Source organism: Paracoccus versutus, assembly GCF_000763885.1.
GTDB classification, from domain to species: Bacteria; Pseudomonadota; Alphaproteobacteria; order Rhodobacterales; family Rhodobacteraceae; genus Paracoccus; species Paracoccus versutus.
In genome coordinates this window covers 1-23,704 of record NZ_JRKO01000070.1, presented here as the reverse complement: position 1 = coordinate 23,704, position 23,704 = coordinate 1, and the positions used below count along the sequence as shown (strand labels likewise).

The 23,704-nt window shown below is 68.6% G+C and carries 19 protein-coding genes and 2 tRNA genes; 10 read left to right on the top strand and 11 right to left on the bottom strand.

The annotated features are described in order from the left end of the window. Position 1 precedes the first annotated feature (1 nt). From IT40_RS30680 to IT40_RS22865, 5 genes are all read left to right on the top strand, one after another. The gene (locus IT40_RS30680; protein WP_341860341.1) at positions 2–151 is read left to right on the top strand and encodes a DUF6691 family protein; all 150 of its coding nucleotides are present in this window, start codon (positions 2–4) and stop codon (positions 149–151) included. Further along, entirely contained in the window at positions 142–1,929 is a 1,788-nt protein-coding gene (locus IT40_RS22880) for a SulP family inorganic anion transporter (protein WP_052096241.1), read from the top strand. Before IT40_RS30680 ends, IT40_RS22880 begins: the two co-directional genes overlap by 10 nt. An 80-nt stretch (positions 1,930–2,009) precedes the next feature. After that, positions 2,010–2,453, top strand: coding sequence for a thioredoxin TrxC (gene trxC, locus IT40_RS22875; protein WP_036760052.1), 444 nt, complete (start codon positions 2,010–2,012; stop codon positions 2,451–2,453). Between the two features lie 68 nt (positions 2,454–2,521). After that, on the top strand, positions 2,522–3,496 hold the full coding sequence (locus IT40_RS22870; RefSeq protein WP_036760051.1) for a glutathione S-transferase family protein: 975 nt from the start codon (positions 2,522–2,524) through the stop codon (positions 3,494–3,496). A gap of 319 nt (positions 3,497–3,815) precedes the next feature. Beyond that, positions 3,816–3,891, top strand: a tRNA-Ala gene (locus IT40_RS22865). A 687-nt stretch (positions 3,892–4,578) separates the two neighbouring features. On the opposite strand, the gene IT40_RS22860 is transcribed toward IT40_RS22865, so the two are convergent. Then, positions 4,579–4,662 (bottom strand) — tRNA-Leu (locus IT40_RS22860). Positions 4,663–4,830: 168 nt separating this feature from the next. After that, a complete protein-coding gene (gene lipA, locus IT40_RS22855; RefSeq protein ID WP_036760049.1) occupies positions 4,831–5,778 on the bottom strand; it encodes a lipoyl synthase in 948 nt (315 codons plus the stop codon). A gap of 140 nt (positions 5,779–5,918) precedes the next feature. Here lipA and IT40_RS22850 point away from each other — a divergent pair, with 140 nt between their 5' ends. Continuing rightward, entirely contained in the window at positions 5,919–6,467 is a 549-nt protein-coding gene (locus IT40_RS22850; RefSeq protein WP_036760060.1) for a peroxiredoxin, read from the top strand. 85 nt (positions 6,468–6,552) lie between these two features. On the opposite strand, the gene IT40_RS22845 is transcribed toward IT40_RS22850, so the two are convergent. After that, positions 6,553–7,740 carry a DUF6456 domain-containing protein gene (locus IT40_RS22845; protein WP_084197389.1) on the bottom strand — a complete coding sequence of 396 codons (1,188 nt, stop codon included), beginning with the start codon at positions 7,738–7,740 and terminating at the stop codon, positions 6,553–6,555. 213 nt (positions 7,741–7,953) lie between these two features. Here IT40_RS22845 and IT40_RS22840 point away from each other — a divergent pair, with 213 nt between their 5' ends. Next, positions 7,954–8,286: a DUF6477 family protein gene (locus tag IT40_RS22840; RefSeq protein WP_036760047.1), complete on the top strand. Its 333-nt coding sequence runs from the start codon at positions 7,954–7,956 to the stop codon at positions 8,284–8,286. Here IT40_RS22840 and IT40_RS22835 read toward each other — a convergent pair. Next, a complete protein-coding gene (locus IT40_RS22835) occupies positions 8,273–9,847 on the bottom strand; it encodes a helicase HerA-like domain-containing protein (RefSeq protein ID WP_036760046.1) in 1,575 nt (524 codons plus the stop codon). The two genes, IT40_RS22840 and IT40_RS22835, sit on opposite strands and share 14 nt — an antisense overlap. 464 nt (positions 9,848–10,311) lie before the next feature. Here IT40_RS22835 and IT40_RS22830 point away from each other — a divergent pair, with 464 nt between their 5' ends. After that, complete coding sequence (locus IT40_RS22830) at positions 10,312–11,088, top strand: invasion associated locus B family protein (protein WP_243700309.1); 777 nt, start codon at positions 10,312–10,314, stop codon at positions 11,086–11,088. A gap of 78 nt (positions 11,089–11,166) precedes the next feature. Here IT40_RS22830 and IT40_RS22825 read toward each other — a convergent pair whose 3' ends face one another. From IT40_RS22825 to IT40_RS22795, 7 genes are all read right to left on the bottom strand, one after another. Next, entirely contained in the window at positions 11,167–12,714 is a 1,548-nt protein-coding gene (locus IT40_RS22825; protein ID WP_036760044.1) for a DegQ family serine endoprotease, read from the bottom strand. Between the two features lie 213 nt (positions 12,715–12,927). After that, on the bottom strand, positions 12,928–13,179 hold the full coding sequence (locus IT40_RS22820) for a hypothetical protein (protein WP_036760042.1): 252 nt from the start codon (positions 13,177–13,179) through the stop codon (positions 12,928–12,930). Positions 13,180–13,240: 61 nt separating this feature from the next. Beyond that, complete coding sequence (locus IT40_RS22815) at positions 13,241–16,861, bottom strand: vitamin B12-dependent ribonucleotide reductase (RefSeq protein ID WP_036760040.1); 3,621 nt, start codon at positions 16,859–16,861, stop codon at positions 13,241–13,243. 395 nt (positions 16,862–17,256) lie between these two features. Continuing rightward, entirely contained in the window at positions 17,257–17,847 is a 591-nt protein-coding gene (locus tag IT40_RS22810) for a 5-formyltetrahydrofolate cyclo-ligase (protein ID WP_036760039.1), read from the bottom strand. After that, entirely contained in the window at positions 17,844–19,229 is a 1,386-nt protein-coding gene (mgtE, locus tag IT40_RS22805) for a magnesium transporter (protein WP_036760038.1), read from the bottom strand. Before mgtE ends, IT40_RS22810 begins: the two co-directional genes overlap by 4 nt. Positions 19,230–19,317: 88 nt before the next feature. After that, complete coding sequence (hisN, locus tag IT40_RS22800; protein ID WP_036760037.1) at positions 19,318–20,133, bottom strand: histidinol-phosphatase; 816 nt, start codon at positions 20,131–20,133, stop codon at positions 19,318–19,320. A gap of 84 nt (positions 20,134–20,217) precedes the next feature. Further along, positions 20,218–20,577, bottom strand: coding sequence for a helix-turn-helix domain-containing protein (locus tag IT40_RS22795; protein ID WP_024844684.1), 360 nt, complete (start codon positions 20,575–20,577; stop codon positions 20,218–20,220). A gap of 179 nt (positions 20,578–20,756) precedes the next feature. Here IT40_RS22795 and IT40_RS22790 point away from each other — a divergent pair, with 179 nt between their 5' ends. Together IT40_RS22790 and IT40_RS22785 are read left to right on the top strand one after the other, a co-directional pair. Continuing rightward, a complete protein-coding gene (locus tag IT40_RS22790) occupies positions 20,757–21,725 on the top strand; it encodes an NADPH:quinone oxidoreductase family protein (protein WP_036760035.1) in 969 nt (322 codons plus the stop codon). Between the two features lie 122 nt (positions 21,726–21,847). Then, entirely contained in the window at positions 21,848–22,618 is a 771-nt protein-coding gene (locus IT40_RS22785; protein WP_036760057.1) for a Bax inhibitor-1/YccA family protein, read from the top strand. Positions 22,619–23,704: the final 1,086 nt, after the last annotated feature.

Genomic DNA, 23,704 nt, shown 5'->3' with positions numbered 1-23,704 from the left:
CCTGGGCTGGGGGCTGTCGGGCTTCTGCCCCGGCGGCGCCATCCCCGCCATCGGCCTCATCCGCCCCGAACCCGTCCTCTTCACCGCAACAATGGCCGCCGGAATCGCAATGGTCAAAATCGGGCAGGGGCTTCGCCGCAGATGCATCTGATCCACCGCCTGCCCATGCTGCAATGGGCGCGCGGCTATGGCGGGGCGGTGCTGAGCGCCGACCTGCTGGCCGCGGTGATCGTCACCATCATGCTGATCCCGCAGAGCCTGGCCTATGCCATGCTGGCCAACCTGCCGCCCGAGGTCGGGCTTTACGCCTCGATCCTGCCGCTGGTCGCCTATGCGGTTTTCGGCACCTCGCGGGTGCTGGCGGTCGGGCCGGTGGCGGTGGTCTCGCTGATGACCGCCTCGGCCATCGGGCCGGTGGTGCAGGCGGGGCTGGCCGATGCGCTGACCGCCGCCGTCGCGCTGGCGCTGCTTTCGGGCGCGATGCTGGTGGCGGCGGGCATCTTCCGGCTGGGGTTCCTGGCGAATTTCCTCAGCCACCCGGTGATGTCGGGCTTCATCACCGCCTCGGGCATCCTGATCGCGGCCGGGCAGATCCGGCATCTGCTGGGCGTGGGCGGCGGCGGCTCGACCCTGCCCGAGATCCTGCCCGCGCTTTTCGCCGGCCTGCCCCGGACCAATCCCTGGACGCTGGCCATCGGCGCCGGGTCGCTGGCCTTCCTTTACGCGGCGCGGCGCTGGGGCCGGCATGGGCTGGTGCGGGCCGGCCTGCCCGGCTGGCTGGCCGACATGCTGGCCCGCGCGGCGCCGATCCTGGCCATCGCCGCCGCCATCGCCCTGGCCAAGGCGCTGGACCTGGGCGGGCGCGGCGTGGCGCTGGTCGGCGCCATCCCGCAGGGCCTGCCGGGGCTGTCGCTGCCCATCCCGTCGCTTGAATTGCTGGCGGCGCTGGCGCCGGCGGCGCTGCTGATCTCGGTCGTGGGCTTCGTCGAATCGGTCTCGGTCGGGCAGACGCTGGCGGCACGGCGGCGCGAGCGGATCGCCCCGGACCAGGAGCTGATCGGCCTGGGCGCGGCCAATATCGCCGCCGGGCTGGGCGGCGGCTATCCGGTCACGGGCGGCTTTGCACGCTCGGTGGTGAATTACGACGCCGGCGCGCAGACCCCGGCGGCGGGGGTATTCACCGCCATCGGCATCGCGCTGGCGGCGCTGTTCCTGACGCCGCTGCTGGCGGACCTGCCGCAGGCGGTGCTGGCGGCGACCATCATCCTGGCGGTGCTGTCGCTGGTCGATTTCCGCGCCATCCGCCGGGTGCTGGACTATTCGCCGCGCGATTTCCTGGCCATGGCGGCGACCATCCTGGTCACGCTGCTGGTCGGGGTCGAGCCGGGGATCAGCGCCGGGGTGCTGCTGTCGCTGGTCATGCAGCTTTACCGCAGCTCGCGGCCACATTCCGCCGTCGTGGGCCAGGTGCCGGGGACCGAGCATTTCCGCAACGTCGACCGCCACCGCGTGCTGGTCTGGCCCGAGATCCTGTCGCTGCGCGTCGACGAAAGCCTGTATTTCGCCAATTCCCGCTTTCTCGAGGACCGCATCGCCGCGCTGGTCGCCGACCGGCCGCGCCTGCGCCATGTCGTGCTGATGTGCCCTGCCGTCAACGACATCGACGCCAGCGCCCTGGAAAGCTTGGAGGAAATCAACCGCCGCCTGGCCGAGGGCGGGATCCGCCTGCATCTGTCCGAGGTCAAGGGGCCGGTCATGGACCGGCTGCGGCGCAGCGATTTCCTGCGCCACCTGTCCGGCCAGGTGTTCCTGAGCCAGCACGAGGCCGTCTGCCGGCTGCGGCGCGACCTGGGGCCGGATGCCAGCCCGGCGCAGGAAACCGGGCTGGCCTGTTACGGCGACGCGGCGCGGCTTTTGCGGGGCGGATAGGGTCCGGCAGGGGCCGGGCCTTGTTTATATACGCGCCTGCGAATATATCTGGGACAGCCCCCGGAACCCCGAGGTTGACCATGTCCGACGCCGACCGCCAGATCGTCTGCACCGCCTGCGGCGCGACCAACCGCCTGCCGCCCCAACGCGACGCGCGCGAGGCACGCTGCGGCAAATGCCGCGCGGCGCTGTTCTCTGCCCATCCCGCCGATGTGGACGGGGCGATGTTCCGGCGCCAGATCGACCGCAACTCGATCCCGGTGCTGGTCGATGTCTGGGCGCCCTGGTGCGGCCCCTGCCGGATGATGGCGCCCGAGTTCGCCCGCGCCGCCGGCATGCTGGAGCCCGAGATGCGGCTCATCAAGCTGAACTCCGAGGCCGAGCCGCAGGTCGCCACCACCCTGGGCATCCGCGGCATCCCGACGCTGCTGCTCTATCGCGGCGGGCGCGAGGTGGCGCGGCAATCGGGCGCCATGGACGCCGCCTCGATCGCCGGCTGGGCGCGGGCGCAGCTGCGCGACTGAACCGGGCGGTTGCCCGCCCTGCCCGCTCGGCTATGCTGGGGGCCGGACGGAAACGCGCGAGGGGCAGCATGGGCCAGTTGATCGACGGCACCTGGCAGGACGAATGGTATGACACCGAAAGCAGCGGCGGGCGCTTCCAGCGCAGCGTGACGGCCTATCGCAACTGGATCACCGCGGACGGCAGTCCCGGACCCAGCGGCACGGGCGGCTTTGCCGCCGAAAGCGGGCGCTATCACCTCTATGTCTCCTATGCCTGCCCCTGGGCGCATCGCACGCTGATCTTTCGCGCGCTCAAGGGGCTTGCCGCGCATATCGGCGTCTCGGCCGTCCATCCCGACATGCTGTCCGAGGGCTGGACCTTTGCCACCGATTTCCCCGGCGCGACCGGGGACCGGCTGCACGGCCTGCCCTATCTGCGCGACCTCTACCTCAGGGTGGACCCCAGGGCCTCGGGCCGGGTGACGGTGCCGGTGCTGTGGGACAAGGCGCAGGAGACCATCGTCAGCAACGAAAGCGCCGAGATCATCCGCATGTTCAACTCGGCCTTCGACGGGCTGACCGGCAACCGCGACGATTACTGTCCGGCCGGGCTGCTGGACCGGATCGACGCGCTGAACGAGCGCATCTACGACCGGGTCAACAACGGCGTCTACAAGGCCGGATTCGCCACGACGCAGGCGGCCTATGACGAGGCTGTCGGCCCGCTGTTCGAGACGCTGGACTGGCTCGAGGGCCATCTGGCCGGCAATCGCTATCTCTGCGGCGAGCGGATCACCGAGGCCGATTGGCGGCTTTTCACCACCGCGCTGCGCTTCGACCTGGTCTATCACACGCATTTCAAATGCAACCGGCGCTGGCTGCGGGAATATCCGAACCTCTGGGGCTGGACGCGCGAGCTTTACCAATGGCCGGGCGTGGCAGAGACGGTGCATTTCGACCATATCGTGCGCCACTATCACTACAGCCACGCCACGATAAATCCGCATCGCATCATCCCGATCAACCCGCTGATCGACTGGCAGGAACCGCACGGCCGGGGCTGAGACAGGCGGCCTTGGCAGCCCCTTTGTCCGACACGCGAAGCCGCCCCATCTGGCGGAGGCCAGCACTCGCCCATGCTGCGGCGGCCGAAGGCGATCCTGCGAGCGGCCTTGGCCAGGCAGCAGCCGGGCAAGGTCGCACGCCCTGCCCGCGCGCGGTTGCAGCGCGCAGATTTTCCGGGAAAACCGCTTTGATTCCAGGGCTTGTCCGGCGGCGCGAGAATTTTTCCCCGAGGCTGTATTTTTCCGCTTGCACCCGCCGACGCCCCCTCCTATACGACGCCTCACACGGGCGACGGAGACGCCGCCCGAGACCTCCGGTGGGGCCATAGCTCAGTTGGTAGAGCGCTTGAATGGCATTCAAGAGGTCAGGGGTTCGACTCCCCTTGGCTCCACCAATTCACTCGCACATTCTGGTTGACTATCAGCCGCTTAGGCGAGTTCCGTTGTGCGTTACTCCATGCTCGTCCCCATACCCGAAAAAAGATCCCGCTGGGTTTCGCCGGACGCTTGGCGGCCAGAGAGCCTCGAACTCGCCCCGGATTGATGCGCCAGATCAGAGGCGCATCCGGGACCATCCCGCCCGCTTCGGCGGCCAAGGCGGCAGGTAGCAGTTGAGGCCGCGATCAGGGTGGTCATCGCTGGCCCCGGACAGCATCTCGCTCGCATCCACGAGCAACCCAGAGCCCGCTTCCCGCGCATCCAGCGTCAGATCGTCCCGCCGCAGCCAAAGGACCATCCTGCCAGCAGCAGCGCAAGCCGCATCCTCAGCGCCTTGACCGCCTTGGCCTCACTTTGCGCGTGGCGGCGGCCGGCAGCCAAGTCTCCGGCCATGCGACGGCGCGCGAGCCCAGCTTCACGGGGAGCCGGGAACCTGCCTGCGGAAATCTGCGCATGGATGGCCGAACGTGCGAGACCTGTCGGGGCGAAAGCCGGGCACGGGGGCAGGATACTGGCCGGCCCGCCGCTCCGTCAGGCGAAGCCTCGATGCAACCAAAGGACATGCCGCAGGGGGCATGATGGGGTGGTGAGGATGCGGCACAGCCCGACCGAGACGGGACGGAAGCGAAGGCCGAAAAGGGCGCTGGTAGGGGTGGTCGGACTCGAACCGACACTTCTTGCGAAACCTGATTTTGAGTCAGGCGCGTCTACCATTCCGCCACACCCCCGTGGCGCCCTTGTCCAGGCCGGCCTGGCCCGGCGAAACGGCATCGCCCTGCGCAAGGGGCGATGCTTCCCCCCCGGCGGGCATTCGGAACATGGACATCCGCCGCCCGGCATCAAGGCCGTCTCTGCGCTCCGCCTAAGGCGCAACGCAGCGTTTTGCAAGCCCCGACTTAGGCCTGGCCAAGCTTTGCCAGCCGCGCCTCGCGCAGCTGCGCGAAGTCGTCGCCGGCGTGGTAGGAGGAACGCGTCAGCGGCGTGGCCGAGACCATCAGGAAGCCCTTGCCATAGGCGGCTTTCTCGTAGCCCTTGAACTCCTCGGGGGTGACGAAGCGGTCCACCCGGTGATGCTTGGGCGTCGGCTGCAGATATTGCCCGATGGTGATGAAATCCACGTCCGCGGCGCGCATGTCGTCCATGACCTGCAGGACGCCCTGGCGATCCTCGCCCAGGCCGACCATGATGCCGGACTTGGTGAACATGCTGGGGTCCAGTTCCTTGACCCGCTGCAACAGCCGCAGGCTGTGGAAATAGCGCGCGCCGGGCCGGACCGTCGGATAAAGGCCGGGCACGGTTTCCAGGTTGTGGTTGAACACGTCGGGCCGGGCCTCGACCACCGCCTCCAGCGCGCCGGGCTTGGACTTCAGGAAGTCGGGCGTCAGCACCTCGATGGTCGAGCCGGGCGAGCGGTGGCGGATGGCGCGGATGGTCTGGGCGAAATGCTCGGCCCCGCCGTCGTCCAGGTCGTCGCGGTCGACCGAGGTGATGACCACATGCTTCAGCCCCAGCTTCTGCACGGCATGGGCGACGCGGCCCGGCTCGAACACGTCGAGCGCATTCGGCTTGCCGGTCATCACGTTGCAGAAGGAACAGCCGCGGGTGCAGATCTCGCCCATGATCATCATGGTGGCGTGGCCCTGGCTCCAGCATTCGCCGACGTTCGGGCAACCGGCCTCTTCGCAGACCGTGGACAGGCGGTTGTTGCGCAGGATGTCGCGGGTGTCCTTGTAGCCCTGGCTGGTCGGCGCCTTCACGCGGATCCAGTCCGGCTTCTTGGGCTGGGGCTGGTCGGGGCGATGGGCTTTCTCGGGGTGGCGCAGAACCGGGGGCATGTCCGCCATATCGGCATCCTTTGCTGGGAGTCAGCCGAACTTACGGGTTTTTCGGGTCTTGATCAACGCCAATGCAGGGTGCATCTATGCCCCTCGATGCTGCGGCGCGGCATCGGCCAAGGGAGGAGCGGATGATGAAAGGACGAATGATGAAACAAGGCGATCTGCTTCCCGAAGTGACCTTCCAGACCCGCGTGCGCGACGAATCCGTGGGCGGGGACAATCCCTATCGCTGGCAGGCGATGACCACCGCGGATTACTTCAAGGGCAAGCGCGTGGTGCTGTTCTCGCTGCCCGGCGCCTTCACGCCCACCTGCTCGACCTATCAGCTGCCGGGCTTCGAGAAGGCGGCGGACGAGATGGCCGATCTGGGCATCGACGCGATCTATTGCATGTCGGTCAACGACAGCTTCGTGATGAACCAATGGGCCAAGGCGCAGAACCTGAAGAACGTCAAGGTGATCCCGGACGGCTCGGGCGCCTTCACCGAAAAGGTCGGCATGCTGGTGCGCAAGGACAACCTGGGCTTCGGCGCCCGCAGCTGGCGCTATGCCGCCATCGTCGAGGACGGCCGCGTCCAGGCCTGGTTCGAAGAGCCCGGCCGGATGGACGACTGCCCCGAGGATCCCTATGGCGCCACCGCGCCCGAGGCGGTGCTGGACTGGCTGCGCGCCAATCCGGCCAAGGCCGCGGCCTGATCCAGGGCCAGGGCCAGGGACGATGCGAAAAGGGCGCCGCAGGGCGCCCTTTTTCATGGCCGTTCCCCCTTGGCCTGCCCCGGCGTCACCCGATCAGCGGCGCGCCCGAGCCGTAGGTTTCGCGATAATGGCGTTCCAGCCGCATCAGGCCCAGGCGCAGCACGATCTTGCCCGAGCGCGCCGACCAGCCCAGCCGCCGCTCGGTCATTTCGATGCCCTCCAGGAAGCAGCAGACCCGCAGGCACAGGTCGCCCATGCCGGGGCCAAGCTCGCGCAGCGCGGCGGCGACGCGGTTGCGCGCCCCTTCCGAGCCGCCGCCATGGCCGGCCGAGACGCGCGAGACATCGACGCCGGCCGTCAGGAAGCGGTCCCAGTTCTGCGTGACGCGCGGCCCCATCTGCGCCAGCTCGAAATCCTCGCGCAGCCGTTCGCCGGCCGCGACCAGTTCGGCGGCCAGGAAGGGCCGCCCGTCCGGCTCGCGCCGCCGCGCCAGCATCAGCAGCGGGCTTTCGGCGATATTGACGCGGGCGCGGCGGCGGCGGCCATCCTCGGGGTCGGTGATCTCGCGCTCGTCCCATTGCCGGTGCCGGTCGGCATGGCTGAAGGCGGCGGCATCCTCGGCGCAGCCCTGCACCGGGGGCATGACCGGGGCGGCAAGGACGAAATCCTCGACCCGCGGCAGGGCGCCGCCGCGCCGGGCGGCCAGCATCGCCCGCAGCGCCTCGCGCCCCTGGGCCGAGATGGCATAGCGGTTGATCCTGCCCTGCCCCAGCAGATGCACCCAGGCCCGCATGGCCATATGCTCGGCCAATTCGCGGTCCAGGATGGCGGTGCGGATGTCGTCGCGCACGACGATGGCCTTTTCCATGCCGTCGGCCACCACCATCTGCGCCCCCGGCTCGGCCAGGCGGCGCAGGATGCGGGTGATCTGCCTGCTGCCCGCCTGCCCCGGATCGGCCGGGCTTGCCCCGCTGCCCCTACCCTTTTCTGCCGCCCGCTCGACCGCGCGATCGACCAGCGGGTCGTCGCGCCGCGCCTCGAATCGGCGGATGCGGCGCAGGATGGTCGAGGCGTGGCAGCCCGTTTCGCGGGCCAGCGAGCGGATCGTTTCCCCGCCCTCGACATGGCGCAGGTAAAGCTTGAGATCGCCGTCCTCGGCCTGCGGGACAAGCGCGGTTTCGGGCGGATTGCCGTCCGTGGGCTCGACGCCGGCCGGCAGGGCGGCAATCAGGGCGTCCGGCGCGAAATCTCCCGTCAAAATCGTCATGGTCATTCCTTCGCTTCCTGCAGACGAGCGGGCAGAGGCTCGCCGATGGGTTGTATCTCCGCCCCGGTCCGGCACAGCGGGACCACGGCGGGGTGCGGCAGTATTTGCTAAGAATTCCTAACGATTCCTTGCTGCGGCGCGCGCAGCACGGGCGGGCGGCGCAACACATCCCAAGGTTGCAAATAATTCCACCGGATTCGACCGGCAGAGGAAACCGCCATGACGATGATGAGCAATGTGATCGCCTTTCAGCCGCGCCTGGGCCAGTCGCCTCTGCGCCGCCCGCGCCTGCTGGTGCGCGCCGCCAGGGCCGGGCTGGCGGGCTGGAGCCGCCGGCGCGACCGGCGCCGGGTGCTGAAATGCGACGCGCCGCCGCCCGCGGGCATCGCCCTGCCGCGGCTTCTGGCCGAAGAAGAGCGGCTTGACCTGATCCGCCGCAGCGGCCAGGCCGGCTACGACATGCACCGCCACGTCATGCTGCTGATCGCGATCCTGGCCGAGACGGCCGAGGCCGCGCCCCGCCCGGTGCCGAGCCGGGTCACTTGCCCCTGAACAAGGAACCCAGCACGCCGCGCACCAGCGCCTGCCCGGTCCTGGTGCCCAGTTGCCGGGCCAGGCTCTTGCCGAAGGTCACGGCGATCGAATCGCTGTTCGAACTGCGCGCGCGCGGCTTGGGCTCGGCCGGAACCCGCAGGCCGGGGTCATAGCGGCGCGCGCGGGTATATTCGCGGTCCATCTGCCACAGGTCGTCGTCCGCCCCCTTGGCCCCTGCCCCGGCGCTGTCCGCGGCCGCCGCCTCGGCCCGCTTGGCCAGGATTTCGGCCGCCGATTCGCGGTCCAGCGCCCGGCCGTATTTCAGCGCCATGGGCGAGGCCGCGTTGATCGCCGCCCGCTCGGCATCCGAAATCGGGCCAAGCTGGGACAGCGGCGGGCGAATCAGGGTGCGCTGCACGATGCCCGGCACGCCCTTGGCCTCCAGCAGGGATGTAACCGCCTCGCCGGTGCCGACGGCCTGGATCGCCTCGGCGGTGTCGAAATCGGGGTTCGGGCGATAGTTCTGCGCCGCCAGCCGCAGCGCCTTCTGGTCCTTGGCGGTGAAGGCGCGCAGCGCGTGCTGGACCCGGTTGCCCAATTGCCCCAGCACCGCATCCGGCAGGTCGGCCGGGTTCTGGCTGATGAACCACAGGCTGACGCCCTTGGAGCGGATCAGACGCGCCACCTGCTCGATCTTGTCCACCAGCGCCGGCGGCGCGTCGTCGAACAGCAGATGCGCCTCGTCGAAGAAGAAGGCGATGCGCGGCTTGTCCGGGTCGCCCACCTCGGGCAATTGCTCGAAAAGCTCGGACATCAGCCACAGCAAGAAGGTGGCATAAAGCCGCGGCGCATTCATTAGCCGCTCGGCCGACAGGATATTGACCATGCCCTTGCCCGAGGCATCCAGCCGCATCATGTCGGCCAGTTCCAGCGCCGGCTCGCCGAACAGCCGGGCGCCGCCCTCGTTCTCCAGCACCATCAGCGCGCGCTGGATCGCACCGACCGAGGCGGTCGAGACATTGCCGTATTTCAGCGACAGGTCCTTGGCGTTCTGGCCGACCCAGACCAGCATGGCCTGCAAGTCCTTCATGTCCAGCAGCGCCAGCCCCTGCTCGTCGGCGACGCGGAAGGCGATGTTCATCACCCCCTCCTGCGCGTCGGTCAGCCCCAGCAGCCGCGACAGAAGCAGGGGGCCCATCTCGGCCGGGGTGGTGCGGACCGGGTGGCCGCGTTCGCCCCAGATGTCCCAGAAGGTGACGGGGAAATCCTGGTAGTCCAGCGCCATGCCGATGGTTTCGCTGCGGGCCTGGAAGGGGCCATGCAGCTTGCCGTTCGGATCGCCGGGCCGGGCGATGCCGGCCAGGTCGCCCTTCACATCCGCCATGAACACCGGCACGCCGGCGCGGGAAAACGATTCGGCCAGGGTTTGCAGCGTCACCGTCTTGCCGGTTCCGGTCGCGCCGGCGATCAGCCCGTGGCGATTGGCATATTTCAGCAGCAGGTTTTGCGGCTGGGCGTGGCCGGGGCCGCCGCCGCCCACGAAGACGGTTCCGGCGTCCAGATCGACGATGCCTGTCATGTTTCCTCCACGGATCGGCAAAAAAGCGCAAGGCTAGGACGAAAGGACAATACAATCGCAAGGATTTTGTGCCAGTCTGTTCCTTGCCGGACCCCGCATCGGCGGATGGCCGGCTTCCTCCCTGTTGGACTGCCGCGCCTTCGGGCGCGGCATTTTTTCGCCCAGGCTGCCTGCGATGCGGTCAGATGGCGCATGCGTCGCGGCGATGTCATATTTGACCTTTAGGACAGTTGATGGCCTGTCCCGCTGCATCTAGCCTTCCGCGCAATGATGACCGGCCAGTCCGGCAGGGAAGGTAAGCCATGGGATCCGGGGCAGCGGTCTTGCGCGCCCCGGATCCTTGTGTTTGCGGCGTCCCGCATCCATGCCAACGCAAAGGTGACGCCGCGCGATGCGATCCGCCCTGACAAGGCGCGATGCCCATGTTAGGACCGGGGCCGATGCATGGACCAAAGGAAGAGAACATGGTCAACAGGACATCCGCGGCACTGGTTGCCGCCCTTGTTGCGCTGGCTGGCAGCGCCGCCGGCGTGATGGCGCAGGACGCAAGCACCCAGACCCCGGCCCAGCCGGCAGCCGAGGCCCCTGCGGCCGAAGCCCCCGCAGCCGAGGCCGCCACCGAAGCGCCCGCCGCCGAAACCCCCGCAGCAGAGGCACCCGCCGCTGAAGCGCCCGCCGCCGAAGCGCCTGCCGCCGAGGCCGCCGGCAATGGCGAGCCGCAGGTCGGCCAGCCCTATGCCAGGGCGACCCATGGCGACTGGACGCTGCGCTGCATGAAGACGCAGGACGGCAAGGATCCCTGCGAGCTTTACCAGCTGCTCAGGGACGACAAGGATTCGCCGGTGGCGGAGGCTTCGGTCATCCCGATGACCGGCGAGGTCCAGGCCGTCATCACCTTCATCGCGCCCCTGGAGACCGACCTCCAGGCCGGGGTGGGGCTGCAAGTCGATGCCGGCAAGGAATCGCGCTATCCCTTCCTGCTCTGCGCGCAGGTCGGCTGCGTGTCGCGCGTGGGCCTGGCCGAATCCGACCTGGGCCCGCTGAAGCGCGGCAAGGCCGCAACCCTGTCGCTTTTGCCCTTCGGCGCGCCGCAGGAGCAGATGGTCAAGCTGCCGCTGTCGCTGACCGGCTTCACCGCCGGCATGAACGCGCTGGCCGAGGCGAACAAGGGCCTCGCCGCCGCGCCGGCCCCGGCCCCGGCGCCCGCAGCCGCCCCGGCCGCGGCGCCGCAGCAGCAGTAAGCCGCAACGAAAACGGGGCGCCGCAGGGCGCCCCGACCAAAGGACGGGCCGGGTCATCCCCGGCCCTTTTTCATGCGCTCATCCCACCGGCAGGGCGACGAAGCGCGGCTCGCCGGCGCGGCGCACCATGACCAGGATCGACTTGCGCCCGGCATCGCGCGCCTCCTTGATGCGCGTCTCCAGGTCGGCCAGCGTGGCGACCGGCTGCTGGCCGGCCTCGGTGATGACATCGCCCGCGGCCAGCCCCTTGTCGGCGGCGGCCCCGGTCGGTTCGACCGATTGCACCACCAGCCCCTGCATGTCGCGCGACACCCCCAGTTCGGCGGCGATCTCGGGCGTCAGCGGCGCCAGCGTCATGCCCATCAGGTCGCTGGCCGATTCCTCGGCGCTGTCCACCTTGCCGCCGCCGGTGCCCTCGGCCAGCTCGCGCCGGCCCAGCGTCACCTTCAGCTCGACCGGCTCGCCGTCGCGCTGGACCACGACCTCGACCGCCTCGCCCACCGGCGCATCGGCCACCCGGCGCACCAGGTCGCGCGGATCCTCGACCGCGCCGCCGGCAAAGCGGGTGATCACGTCGCCCGCCTTCATCCCGGCATCGGCGGCGGGGCCGGCGGGGACATCCGTGACCATGGCACCCTTGGCCTCGGCCAGGCCCAGCGATTCGGCGATGTCGTCGGTCACCGGCTGGATCTTGACGCCCAGCCAGCCGCGCCGGGTCTCGCCATATTCCTCGAGCTGCTCGACCACCTTGCTGACCACGTTCGAGGCCATCGAGAAGCCGATGCCGATCGAGCCGCCGTTGGGCGACAGGATCGCGGTGTTCACCCCGATCACTTCGCCGTCCATGTTGAACAGCGGCCCGCCCGAGTTGCCGCGGTTGATCGCCGCATCGGTCTGGATGAAATCGTCATAGGTGCCCGAAAGCGCCCGGTTGCGGGCCGAGACGATCCCGGTCGAGGCCGAGAAGCCCTGCCCCAGCGGGTTGCCGAGCGCCAGAACCCAGTCGCCCACCCGCGCCCGGTCGCTGTCGCCGAACTTGACGAAGGGCAAGGCGTCGCTGCTTTCCACCTTCAGCACGGCGATGTCGGTCTTGTCGTCCTTGCCGATCACCTTGGCGGGCAGCCGCTTGCCCGAAAAGAACTCGACCTCGATCGCGTCGGCGCCGTCGATGACATGGTTGTTGGTCACGATCAGCCCGTCGGGCGAGATCACGAAGCCCGACCCCAGCGCGTTCGAGCGCTGCTCGCGCTGCTGCGGCCCGCGCTGGAAGGGATTGCCCTCGCCCGGCGGGAATCCCGGAAAGCCGAATTCGCGGAACAGGTCGCTGAACGGGCTGCCCTCGGGCAGTTGCGGCCCGCGCACCAGCGGCGTCGAGACGGTCGAGGTGGTGGTGATGTTGACGACAGCCGGGCTGACCTTCTCGACCAGGTCGGCAAAGCTTTCGGGCATGACCTGCTGCTGGCGGGCCTGGCTGTCGGGTGCGGTCAGCGGCTGGTTGCTGTTCGCGGCCTCCTGCGCGGCATCGGCGCCGGGCGTCGCCGGCTCTTGCGCGACGGCCGGCGTCAGGGCCATCAGCAGCGCAAGCCCCGAAGCGGTCAGGAAATGGCGGGAAGAGGGTCTGTTCATCTGGATTGTCTCCTTCCATGCCGGGGCGGCGCTACCCGGTCTCCTGGCAATATGCTCATGTTCAAGGGGATTTTCGAGCCCGTTGCAAATGAACCACGCTCGCAAAGGATGAACTGATCGTGACTTGCAGGCAATGCCGGGCGCAAGCGCCTGAGCATAAAAAAGTTCCGCGGCCAAAGGACGCGGAACAGGTTTCATCGCAGCGATGATCCTTCAGTGCAGCGCCGCCGCCTCGCCCGCGCAAAGCAGCGTGACCAGGGTCGAGGCGCCGCGCATCTCGATGCCGGCCACGTCCATCGGTCGGCGGTCCATGCCGCCGCCCAGGATCTCGACCCGGCCGGCGCCGTGAAAGGTCGCGTCCAGCAAGGGCAGGACCGCGTCGCCCCGCAACTCGGCCTCGACCCCGCCGGGGATCGGATGGATGGCGGCGGCGGCGATGCGCCTGGTGCCGACGATCAGTTCCATGTCCTGCCTTTCGTCCTGGCCAGGGTCCGGCCGCCGTTTCCGCGCCCGGACCCCGATCGCCTCAGCTGCAACCGCTGGTCGCGCCGCAGGTGTTGCACTTCATGCAGGTGCCGTTGCGCACCAGCGTGTAATTGCCGCATTCGCCGCAGGGATCGCCCTCGTAGCCCTGCATCCGCGCCTTGGTGCGCGCATCCATGGCGACGACGCCCACCGCAGCCGCGGCCCCCTCGGCCGTCGCCACCGCGGCAACCGAGACCCCGGATTGCAGCGCCACCAGATCCTGCGGCAGGCGCTTGCGCAGATAGCCGGTCGAGCTGATCTGCTTGAGCATCTCGAGCGAGCGCGAGGCGCCCTCGCTGACCGGGGCGACATTGGGCTGGCTCTCGGCCTCGCCGCCGCCAAGGTCGTCGAAGCGCGCGCCCTGCGGCTTCACATGCGCCAGGTCGGTGCGGTCCAGATAGGACACGGCCAGTTCGCGGAACACATAGTCGAGGATCGAGGTCGCGTTCTTGATGCTGTCATTGCCCTGGACCATCCCCGCCGGCTCGAAGCGGGTGAAGGTGAAGGCATCGACGAATTCCTCCAGCGGCACGCCGTATTGCAGGCCCACGGACACGGCGATGGCGAAATTGTTCATCATCGCCCGGAAGCCCGCGCCTTCCTTGTGCATGTCGATGAAGATCTCGCCCAGCTTGCCGTCGTCATATTCGCCGGTGCGCAGATAGACCTTGTGCCCGCCGATGATCGCCTTCTGGGTATAGCCCTTGCGGCGCTGCGGCAGCTTTTCGCGATGGCTGCGCACGGCTTCCTTGACGATGATCTTCTCGACCACCTTCTCGGCGATGACCACGGCCTTTTCCTGCAAGCTGCCGCTGGCCAGGATCTCCTCGGCCTCCTCGTCGTCCTCGACCAGCGCCGAGGCCAGCGGCTGCGACAGTTTCGAGCCGTCGCGATAAAGCGCATTCGCCTTGATGCCCAGCGACCAGCTCAGCTCATAGGCGGCGAGCGCATCGGCGATGCTTGCGCCGTTGGGCATGTTGATGGTCTTGGAGATCGCGCCCGAGATGAAGCTCTGCGCCGCCGCCATCATGCGGATATGGCTGTCCACCGACAGGTAGCGGGTGCCCTTCTTGCCGCAGGCATTGGCGCAGTCGAAGACCGGGTAATGTTCCGGCTTCAGATGCGGCGCGCCCTCCAGCGTCATGGTGCCGCAGACATGGTCGTTGGCGGCCTCGATCTGCGCCCGCGTGAAGCCCAGGTGCCGCAGCAGGTCGAAGCTCGGGTCGTTCAGCCTGTCGGCCGGGATGCCCAGCGTCTCGCGGCAGAAGGCCTCGCCCAGCGTCCACTGGTTGAAGACGAAGCGGATGTCGAAGGCCGATGCCAGCGCCGCGTCGATCTTTTCCAGCTCGCGCGGGCCGAAGCCGTGGCCGACCAGGCTGGCATGGTTGATGCCAGGGCAATTGCCCAGGCTCGCATGGCCCACGGCATAGGCGATGATCTCCTCGATCTGGGCCGAGCCGTAACCCAGCGCCTCAAGCGCCGCGGGAACCGAGCGGTTGATGATCTTGAAATAGCCGCCGCCGGCCAGCTTCTTGAACTTCACCAGCGCGAAATCCGGCTCGATGCCGGTGGTGTCGCAATCCATCACCAGCCCGATGGTGCCGGTGGGCGCGATCACCGTCGCCTGGGCGTTGCGATAGCCGTGCTCCTCGCCCAGGGTCAGCGCCTCGTCCCAGGCGCCCTGCGCCAGGGCCACCAGCCGCGGGTCGGGGCAATTCGCGGCGTCCAGCTCCACCAGGGCCACGTTCACGCCCTGATAGGCGCCGGTCCCGTAAGCCGCCGCGCGATGGTTGCGGATCACCCGCAGCATGTGCCCGGCGTTCTTGCCATAGCCGGGGAACGGCCCCAGCTCCGCCGCCATCTCGGCCGAGGTGGCATAGGAGACGCCGGTCATGATCGCGCTCAGCGCGCCGCACAGCGCCCGGCCCTGCTCGCTGTCATAGCCCAGCCCCATGTTCATCAGAAGCCCGCCGATATTGGCATAGCCCAGCCCCAGCGTGCGGAAGTCATAGCTGCGCTGCGCGATCTCGCGGCTGGGGAACTGCGCCATCATCACCGAGATTTCCAGCGTCACCGTCCACAGCCGGCAGGCATGGACATAGCCGTCGGCGTCGAACTCGCCGTCCTGCCAGAAGCCCAGCAGGTTCATCGAGGCCAGGTTGCAGGCGGTGTCGTCCAGGAACATGTATTCGCTGCACGGGTTCGAGGCGCGGATCGGCCCGTCCTCGGGGCAGGTGTGCCAGGCATTGATGGTGTCGTGGAACTGGATGCCCGGATCGGCGCAGGCCCAGGCGGCATGGCCGATCTGCTGCCACAGCTCGCGCGCCGAGACGGTCTTCGTCACCCGCCCGTCGGTGCGCCGCACCAGCTCCCAGGGCAGGTCGTCGCGCACGGCGCGCAGGAAGGCATCCGTCACCCGCACCGAGTTGTTCGAGTTCTGCCCCGAGACCGAGACATAGGCTTCCGAGTCCCAATCGGTATCATAGGTCGGGAACTCAATGGAATCAAAGCCCTGGCGGGCATATTGAAGAACCCGGTTGATATAGGTCTCCGGGATCATCACGCGCTTCGCCCCGCGGATCGCCGCCTTCAGCGCGGCGTTCCGGGCGGGATCGGTGGCGTCTTCGGCGCTGCCGTCCCATGCGCGGATGGCGGCGAAGATGGCATTCAGCTCGCGCTCATGCATCTTCGAACCCGCCACCAGCGAGGCGACCTTCTGTTCTTCGATGACCTTCCAGTTGATGAACTGCTCGATGTCGGGGTGATCCATGTCGCAGATCACCATCTTTGCCGCGCGCCGGGTCGTTCCGCCCGACTTGATCGCGCCGGCTGCGCGGTCTCCGATCTTCAGGAAGCCCATGAGCCCCGAAGATTTCCCGCCGCCCGACAGTTTCTCGCCCTCCCCACGAAGGGACGAAAAATTGGTGCCCGTGCCCGAGCCGTATTTGAAAAGCCGCGCCTCGCGGACCCACAGGTCCATGATGCCGCCCTCGTTCACCAGGTCGTCGGCGACGGACTGGATGAAGCAGGCATGCGGCTGGGGATGTTCATAGGCGCTGTCCGACCGGACCAGCTTGCCGGTCTTGTAGTCGACATAGAAATGGCCCTGGCCGGGGCCGTCGATGCCATAGGCCCAATGCAGGCCGGTGTTGAACCATTGCGGGCTGTTCGGCGCCCCCATCTGGCTGGCCAGCATGTAGCGCATCTCGTCGTAATAGGCGCGGGCGTCTTCTTCGTTGGAAAAATACCCGCCCTTCCAGCCCCAATAGGCCCAGGCGCCGGCCATGCGGTCGAAGACCTGCCGCGCGCTGCTCTCGCCGCCAAAGCGCACCTCCTCGGGCAGAGCCGCCAGCGCCGCCTCGTCGGGGACCGAGCGCCACAGGAACTCGGGCACGCCCTTTTCCTTGACGCGCTTGAGCCGCGCCGGCACGCCGGCCTTGCGGAAATATTTCTGCGCGATCACGTCCGAGGCGACCTGGCTCCAGCCCTGGGGCACCTCGACCGCGTCGTTGCGAAAGACGACGGTGCCGTCCGGGTTGCGGATCTCGCTGCTGGTGGTGGTAAAGGAAAGCGCGCCGTAAGCCCCGCTCTCGACCGTGGTGAAGCGCCGTTCGATCCGCATCCTGACTGTCCCCCGTCATCCGCAACAAGGCCGCATGCCGACCGCCGCCACCCGCGCCAAGGCACGGGCCCAGGCGGCCGGATCGCACGGCACCCCGAAGCATTTTTCCTGATCTTCGCCCCCGCCGCCGGACCGGATCACTTGTCGAAAAAGACACAAGATCTGGTGGCGCCGAAAGCCTGGGCCACAAATTGAACCGAGACAGCACGCATTTCAATCAAAATTTTTGCTGGACTTCGCCGCCGATCCCGACCCTTGGGACGCCATGAGATTCGCTGCAAATGCACTGTTAACAACTGCCTCGTCGCGGCCGGCGGCGAAAAGCCAAGCGATCTGGCAGGGTTCCTTGCAGCCGCTCACCCGGTTTCCACAGGCTTATCCCCAGCCGCAAGGCGTCAGGGTTGCAATTTCGTTCCCGCACTCGCGTCCTGCGATTTTTCCGGCTGCGGCAGGATGACGCCCCGGTCGGTCACGATCAGGTCCAGGGGCTGGTCGGTCGCCTCGGCGGGGATGGCGCGAATCTCTTGCGCCGCATAGGCCAGCCCGATGGCGACCACCGCCCCCTCGGCGCGCAGCCGGGCCAGCGTGCGGTCGTAGAAACCGCCGCCATAGCCCAGCCGGTGCCCGGCCCGGTCGAACCCGGCCAGGGGCACGATCAGCACATCCGGGCGCAGCAGCGGCGAATCGGCGGGGGGATGAAGGGTGCCGAAGCGGCCCGGCTCCAGCCGGTCGCCATGGGCGCGGAACTCCAGCGGCCGGGCGGGGCCGATCACCACCGGCAGGCAGACCGGCCCGTCATGGGCCGCCATGGCCGGGCGCGGATCGGCCTCGCCCCGCATCGGCCAATAGCCGGCCAGCACCTTGCCGCGATGGGGCGCCAGCGCCGCGACCAGGTGGCGCGTCAGCGCGGCATTGTCGCCGCCCCCGGCCCGCGCCGCCAGCGCCGCCTGGCGCAGCGCGTGCTTGAGTGCCGGGTCCGCGCTCACAGCAGGATCACCGCGGCAAGGCCGAGGAAGGTGAAGAAGCCCACCACATCGGTCACGGTGGTCACGAAAGTCCCCGAGGCCAGCGCCGGATCGGCCCCCGCCTTTTCCAGCCCCAGCGGGATCAGGATGCCCCCCAGCGCGGCGACGAACAGGTTCACCACCATGGCCATGGCGATCACCAGGCTGAGCTTGGGATCGCGGAACCAGACATAGGTGACGCCCGCCAGCGCCAGGCCGAACAGCAGCCCGTTGCCCAGGCCCACCGCCAGTTCGCGGCGCACGATGCGCAGCGCATTGGTGCGGGTCAGGCTTTTGGTGGCCAGGCCGCGCACGGCGACGGTCAGGGTCTGGGTCGCGGCATTGCCGCCCATCGAGGCGACGATCGGCATCAGCACCGCCAGCGCCACCAGCCGGGCGATGGCGTCCTCGAAGAACGCGATGACCGAGGCCGAGACCAGCGCGGTCAGGATGTTCACCGCAAGCCAGGGCACGCGCTGGCGCATGGTCTCGACCACCGTGTCGGAAATCGCGCTGTCCTCGCCGACGCCGGCCAGGCGCAGGATGTCCTCCTCGTGTTCCTCGTCCAGCACCGACATGGCGTCGTCGATGGTGATGACCCCGACCAGCCGGTCGTCGTCATCGACCACCGGGGCCGAGATCAGGTGATACTTGTTGAAGGCATGCGCCACGTCGCCCTCGTCCTGGCGGGCCGAGATGGTGCGGAAGCTGTCCTCGCGGATGTCGCCCAGCAGCACGTGCCGGCGCGAGGCCAGCAGCTTGCCCAGGGTGACATAGCCGGTGGGGTGGCGGCGCGGGTCGACCAGCACGACGTGATAGAACTGGTCGGGCAGCCATTCCTCGGCGCGCAGGAAGTCGATGGTCTCGCCCACGCTCCAATGCTCGGGGGCCGTCACCACCTCGGACTGCATCAGGCGGCCGGCGGAATATTCCGGCCAGGTCAGCGAGCGTTCGACGGCGGCGCGGTCGGATTCGTCCAGCGCGGCCAGGATGGCCTGCTGCTCGGGCGCGCCCATGTCCTCGATCAGGTCGACGACGTCGTCGCTGTCCATCTCGCGTACGGCCTCGGCCACCACCTCGTGCGGCAGCTGCTCGATGACCTCGTCGCGGATGGATTCGTCGATCTCGGACAGGATCTCGCCGTCGATCTCGCCGGAATAGAGATGCAGGAACTCGCGCCGGCGCGCCGGCGTCAGCTGCTCGATCAGGTCGGCGATGTCGGCGGCGTGCATCGGCTCGAGCGCGGCGTCCAGCGCCGGGCCGTCGCCGTCGTCCACGGCCTTGTTGATCGCGTCGATGTCCTGCCGGCTCAGCTGGAAATCGGCTTCGGGGGCATCCGTGTCGGTTTCGCGCGGCTCGGTCATCGGCTGGCTCCTCGGGGTTCGGGTCTTGCGACGAGGATGGCGGTCGGGAAAGTCGGTCGGGGCACCATAGGGGGCCCGCGCCGGGGCCTCAATCGCCCTTGAGCAGGGCTAACGCCTCGGCATGTAATTCTTGTGAACCCGCGGCCAGGATGGTGCCGCCGCCATGCGCCGGCCCGCCCTGCCAGTCGGTGACGACCCCGCCCGCGGCCTGGATCACCGCGATGGGCGCGGCCACGTCATAGGGTTGCAGCCCGGCCTCGATCACCAGGTCGACATGGCCGGCGGCCAGCAGCGCATAGGCATAGCAGTCGAGCCCGTAACGCACCAGCCGCGCCCGCGCCGCGACGCGGGAAAAGGCGGCATGTTCCGCGGGGTCGCCGACCTCGGGATAGGTGGTCATCAGCGTCGCCTGGGCCAGCGCGACGCCGCGGCGCGCCCGCAAGGGCACGGTGCCGCGGCCCGAGATCAGCCGGGCATGGCCCAGCCCGCCCTCGAACCGCTCGTCCAGATGCGGCTGGTCCACGATGCCGTAGATCGGGCCCCGCGCATCGCTGAGCCCGATCAGCACGCCCCAGCTCGGCGCCCCGGCCATGAAGGCGCGGGTGCCGTCGATCGGGTCCAGCACCCAGGTCAGGCCGCTTCGCCCGGCCTGGGCGCCGTATTCCTCGCCCAGGATCGCGTCCTCGGGCCGCTCGGCGGCCAGGATGGCGCGCATGGCGCGTTCGCTGGCCCGGTCGGCTTCCGTAACCGGGTCGAAGCCGGTCGCGGCCTTGTTGTCGGGCCGCAATGCCGGGCTGCGAAACAGGCTCAGCGTCTCGGCCCGCGCGGCATCGGCAAGGCGATGCGCCACGGCGACGATCCGTTCGGCGTCTTCGACAGGATTGGTCTTGTTCGCGCTCGTCATGACCTGCCCCCGCGGATATGCTTCGGGCGCAGGTTTAGCCGCAGTATCCCGCAAGCGAAAGCCCCGGAACGCGGCGGGTTCGGATCAGGCCGCGTCCGACAGCACGCGGGCCAGTTCGAAGATCTGGCGCCGCTGCGCCTCGGGCATGGCGTAATAGGCCCGCACCAGCTGCAGCGCCTCCTTGTCGGCCAGGATGTCGCCCTCGACCGAGTTCTGGACCTGGCCGTCCTCGAGCCCTTCGAAGAAGAAGCTGATCGGCACGTCCACCGCCCGCGCGATGTCCCAAAGCCGCGAGGCCGAGACCCGGTTCATCCCGGTCTCGTATTTCTGGATCTGCTGGAACTTGATCCCGACCTTTTCGGCCAGCTGCTGCTGGGTCATGCCGATCATCCATCGACGATGGCGGATCCGCTTTCCGACATGGACATCCACGTTATGTTTCATGGTAACACCTCACTCAATCTAAACGGGCGCTACATCAGAACGGCGCAATTTTCGAGGTCGATAATGGCCACTTGTCCAAAAAGACAATCGGTTGCGGGCACCGAAAGCCTCTGGCCGAACCCCCCGGAAACATGGGAAAAAGCCGGGCCGGAGGCAGGCGGAAAGCGGTGGGAGGAATCATGAATACGACCTGGAAAATGATGCAAATCAACAAAATGGCCGGCTCTCCCGTCGCGGGCAGGCTGTCGCTGGCCGCGCCCGGTCCGGGCGAGGTGCTGGTGGGCCTGCGCGCGGCCGCCCTGAATTTCGCCGATCTGCTGATGACCAAGGGACAGTATCAGGAGACGCCGCCCCTGCCCTTCATCCCCGGACTCGAGGGCGCGGGCGAGGTGCTGGCGGCGGGCGAAGGCGTGGCGCTGGCGCCCGGCACCCGCGTCGTCGTGCAAGGCCAGGGCACCATGGCCGAGGCCAACCTGTTTCCCGCCGAAAGCTGCCACCCGATCCCCGACGCCATGAGCTATGACGAGGCGGCGGGTTTCCTGATCGCCTATGGCACCAGCCACTTCGCCCTGACGCTGCGCGCGGGCCTGCGCGCGGGCGAGACCCTGGCCGTGCTGGGGGCCGCGGGCGGGGTCGGGCTGACCGCGGTCGAGATCGGCGCCGCCCTGGGCGCACGGGTGATCGCGGTGGCGCGCGGGGCCGACAAGCTGGCGGTGGCGCGGGCGGCGGGGGCCACGGATTGCATCGACAGCGAGACCTGCCCCGACCTGCGCGCCGCCCTGCGCGAACTGGGCGGCGTCGACGTGGTCTACGATCCCGTGGGCGATGCGCCCGGCGAGGCGGCCTTCGGCGCCCTGCGCCCCGGCGGCCGCTTCCTGGTGATCGGCTTTGCCGGCGGCAAGCCCCCGGCCCTGCCGCTCAACCACGCGCTGGTCAAGAACATCGCCATCCACGGCTTTTACTGGGGCGGCTATCGCAAGCTCGATCCCGGACTGCTGCGCCAGGACATCGCCGCGCTGTTCGCGCTTTACGAACAGGGCCGCCTGCGCCCGCATGTCGGCGCCACCCTGCCGCTCGACCGGCTGGCCGAGGGCTATGACCTGCTGGCCAGCCGGCGCTCGACCGGAAAGGTGATCGTTAGCATCTGAAATTTTCGTCAGCCAGGGCCAAAACCGCCGGTTCTGCATTGAAAAACCGGCGTGCTTTGCCAATATCTGCGTGGATGGTCGGCCATGCGGGCCGCACCGCGATTTTCGACCGGGGAGAACCTATGCAAGACTACAATTCGATCCGCACGGCCGGGACCGCGACGCGCTCGGCTGCCGTGGATGAGGGCCTGCGCGCCTATATGAACAAGGTCTATGGCCTGATGGCCGTGGGCATGCTGGTGACGGCCGGCGCCGCCTGGGGCATGGCGGGCCTGGCGCTTTCCGACACGCCGACGCAATGGGCGCTCGGCAATGGCCACTACCTGACCGAGTTCGGCAAGACGCTGTATCTGTCGCCGCTGAAATGGGTGGTGATGTTCGCGCCGCTGGTCATGGTCTTTGCCTTCGGCGCCGCGCTGAACCGGCTGTCGGTGCAGGGCGCGACCACGCTGTTCTATGCCTTCGCCGCGGTGATGGGCATCTCGATCAGCTGGATCTTCGCCGCCTATACGAGCTTCTCGATCATCCAGACCTTCCTGATCACCGCCATCGCCTTCGCCGGCCTGTCGCTTTACGGCTACACGACCAAGCGCGACCTGTCGGGGATGGGCACCTTCCTGATGATGGGCCTGATCGGGCTGATCGTCGCCTCGATCGTGAACATCTTCCTGAAATCGGGCGCGATGCAATTCGCCATCTCGGCGATCGGCGTGCTGATCTTTGCCGGGCTGACCGCCTTCGACACGCAGAACATCAAGAACACCTATCTGCAACTGGCCAACTCGGACCGCGACTTCCTGGGCAAGGCCGCGATCATGGGTGCGCTGCAGCTGTACCTGGACTTCCTGAACCTGTTCATGTTCCTGCTGCAATTCCTGGGCAACCGGGAATAAGGCCGGAAGCATCCCGGAGCTTCCTTTTCGGCCCCGCCGGCGCAATCGCCCGGCGGGGCCTTTTGCTGCGCAGAGGGACAGCCAGGCACGGATTGTTCATCCATGTCTACTAAAACGCCACCCATGATCCTTTGGTATGCATTTCTGGCCAGTCCGGTTGAGGCGAATCGCCGCAGGGGCTATGAAAGGGTATGGATAACCCTGCTCCCCCCAAGGCGGGACGGCGCGAGGCCGCCGGCCGGGTGCTGGTCGACGGCGGCATCGGCGCGGTGACGACCCCGCCGCCGGCCCGGCGGCGGCGGCGCCTGCCGCGCGCCGGGTTCCGCCGGTTCTTGGGTGACGGCGGGGCGGCGCCGGATGTGCGTGCCCGTTTCCCCAGGGCCTTCGAGGCGCGGCCCGAATGCGCGCCGCGCTGCCGGGCTGTGCAGGGCCGCCAGGTGGACGCCCTGACGGCGTGCTTCGCCAGCCGCTGCCCGGAATGCCGCCGCACCACGGCCATCTCGGGGCACCCGGACCCTTCCCCAGCGCCGACCGGCCTCGTCTGGATGCGGATGCGCAAGGCGCTGCAAGCCGGCCGGCGCCCATCCCTGCCACCGCGCAGATCCGCCCCGGCCGGCGACAGACGGCACGCTTCTCCCTCTGCCTGCGCCATGAAGCGGATGCCCGCATGCCCCGGCTCGGCCGCCCTGCCCGGCCGCGGATGCCAGGTCCGGCTGACGATATTGTCGCAAGACATGCCGCTATCGTTGCATCCGGGATGCGCCGGGCCGGGGATGATGCGCCATGGGCGGCGCGCGGACCGCCGGTCGTCGCCTTGCCGGGCAGCGAACCGGCGCCGCTTTCGGCGCCCTCCGGCTCCTGCATGCCCGGTCCGCCTGTCGGGTTCGCCCCTGCGGCCCGGACCGGAACCGCGGGCCGAGACGACAACCGGCAGGAACCGGCTCCTGCCCAAGAAGCCTCCCCGGTTTGCGCGACGGCTGGGGTTTGGGGGCCATGTTCGCGCCAGGGAGGAAGAGAATGGGAAGACGGTTTGTTTCCTGCGGTGCGGCGCTTTTGCTTGTGGGCTTTTCGGGCGCGGCCTGGGCG

Excerpts from the sequence above, each read along its gene's own strand:
- IT40_RS22840 (WP_036760047.1), top strand. The coding sequence starts at position 7,954 with ATGACGATGATGAGCAATGTGATCGCCTTTCAGCCGCGCCTGGGCCAG.
- trxC (WP_036760052.1), top strand. The coding sequence starts at position 2,010 with ATGTCCGACGCCGACCGCCAGATCGTCTGCACCGCCTGCGGCGCGACC.
- IT40_RS22880 (WP_052096241.1), top strand. The coding sequence starts at position 142 with ATGCATCTGATCCACCGCCTGCCCATGCTGCAATGGGCGCGCGGCTAT.
- IT40_RS22790 (WP_036760035.1), top strand. The coding sequence starts at position 20,757 with ATGAATACGACCTGGAAAATGATGCAAATCAACAAAATGGCCGGCTCT.
- mgtE (WP_036760038.1), bottom strand. The coding sequence starts at position 19,229 with ATGACCGAGCCGCGCGAAACCGACACGGATGCCCCCGAAGCCGATTTC.
- IT40_RS22785 (WP_036760057.1), top strand. The coding sequence starts at position 21,848 with ATGCAAGACTACAATTCGATCCGCACGGCCGGGACCGCGACGCGCTCG.
- IT40_RS22830 (WP_243700309.1), top strand. The coding sequence starts at position 10,312 with ATGGTCAACAGGACATCCGCGGCACTGGTTGCCGCCCTTGTTGCGCTG.
- IT40_RS22870 (WP_036760051.1), top strand. The coding sequence starts at position 2,522 with ATGGGCCAGTTGATCGACGGCACCTGGCAGGACGAATGGTATGACACC.
- IT40_RS22850 (WP_036760060.1), top strand. The coding sequence starts at position 5,919 with ATGAAACAAGGCGATCTGCTTCCCGAAGTGACCTTCCAGACCCGCGTG.
- lipA (WP_036760049.1), bottom strand. The coding sequence starts at position 5,778 with ATGGCGGACATGCCCCCGGTTCTGCGCCACCCCGAGAAAGCCCATCGC.
- IT40_RS22835 (WP_036760046.1), bottom strand. The coding sequence starts at position 9,847 with ATGACAGGCATCGTCGATCTGGACGCCGGAACCGTCTTCGTGGGCGGC.
- hisN (WP_036760037.1), bottom strand. The coding sequence starts at position 20,133 with ATGACGAGCGCGAACAAGACCAATCCTGTCGAAGACGCCGAACGGATC.
- IT40_RS22815 (WP_036760040.1), bottom strand. The coding sequence starts at position 16,861 with ATGCGGATCGAACGGCGCTTCACCACGGTCGAGAGCGGGGCTTACGGC.
- IT40_RS22820 (WP_036760042.1), bottom strand. The coding sequence starts at position 13,179 with ATGGAACTGATCGTCGGCACCAGGCGCATCGCCGCCGCCGCCATCCAT.
- IT40_RS22845 (WP_084197389.1), bottom strand. The coding sequence starts at position 7,740 with ATGACCATGACGATTTTGACGGGAGATTTCGCGCCGGACGCCCTGATT.
- IT40_RS22825 (WP_036760044.1), bottom strand. The coding sequence starts at position 12,714 with ATGAACAGACCCTCTTCCCGCCATTTCCTGACCGCTTCGGGGCTTGCG.
- IT40_RS22795 (WP_024844684.1), bottom strand. The coding sequence starts at position 20,577 with ATGAAACATAACGTGGATGTCCATGTCGGAAAGCGGATCCGCCATCGT.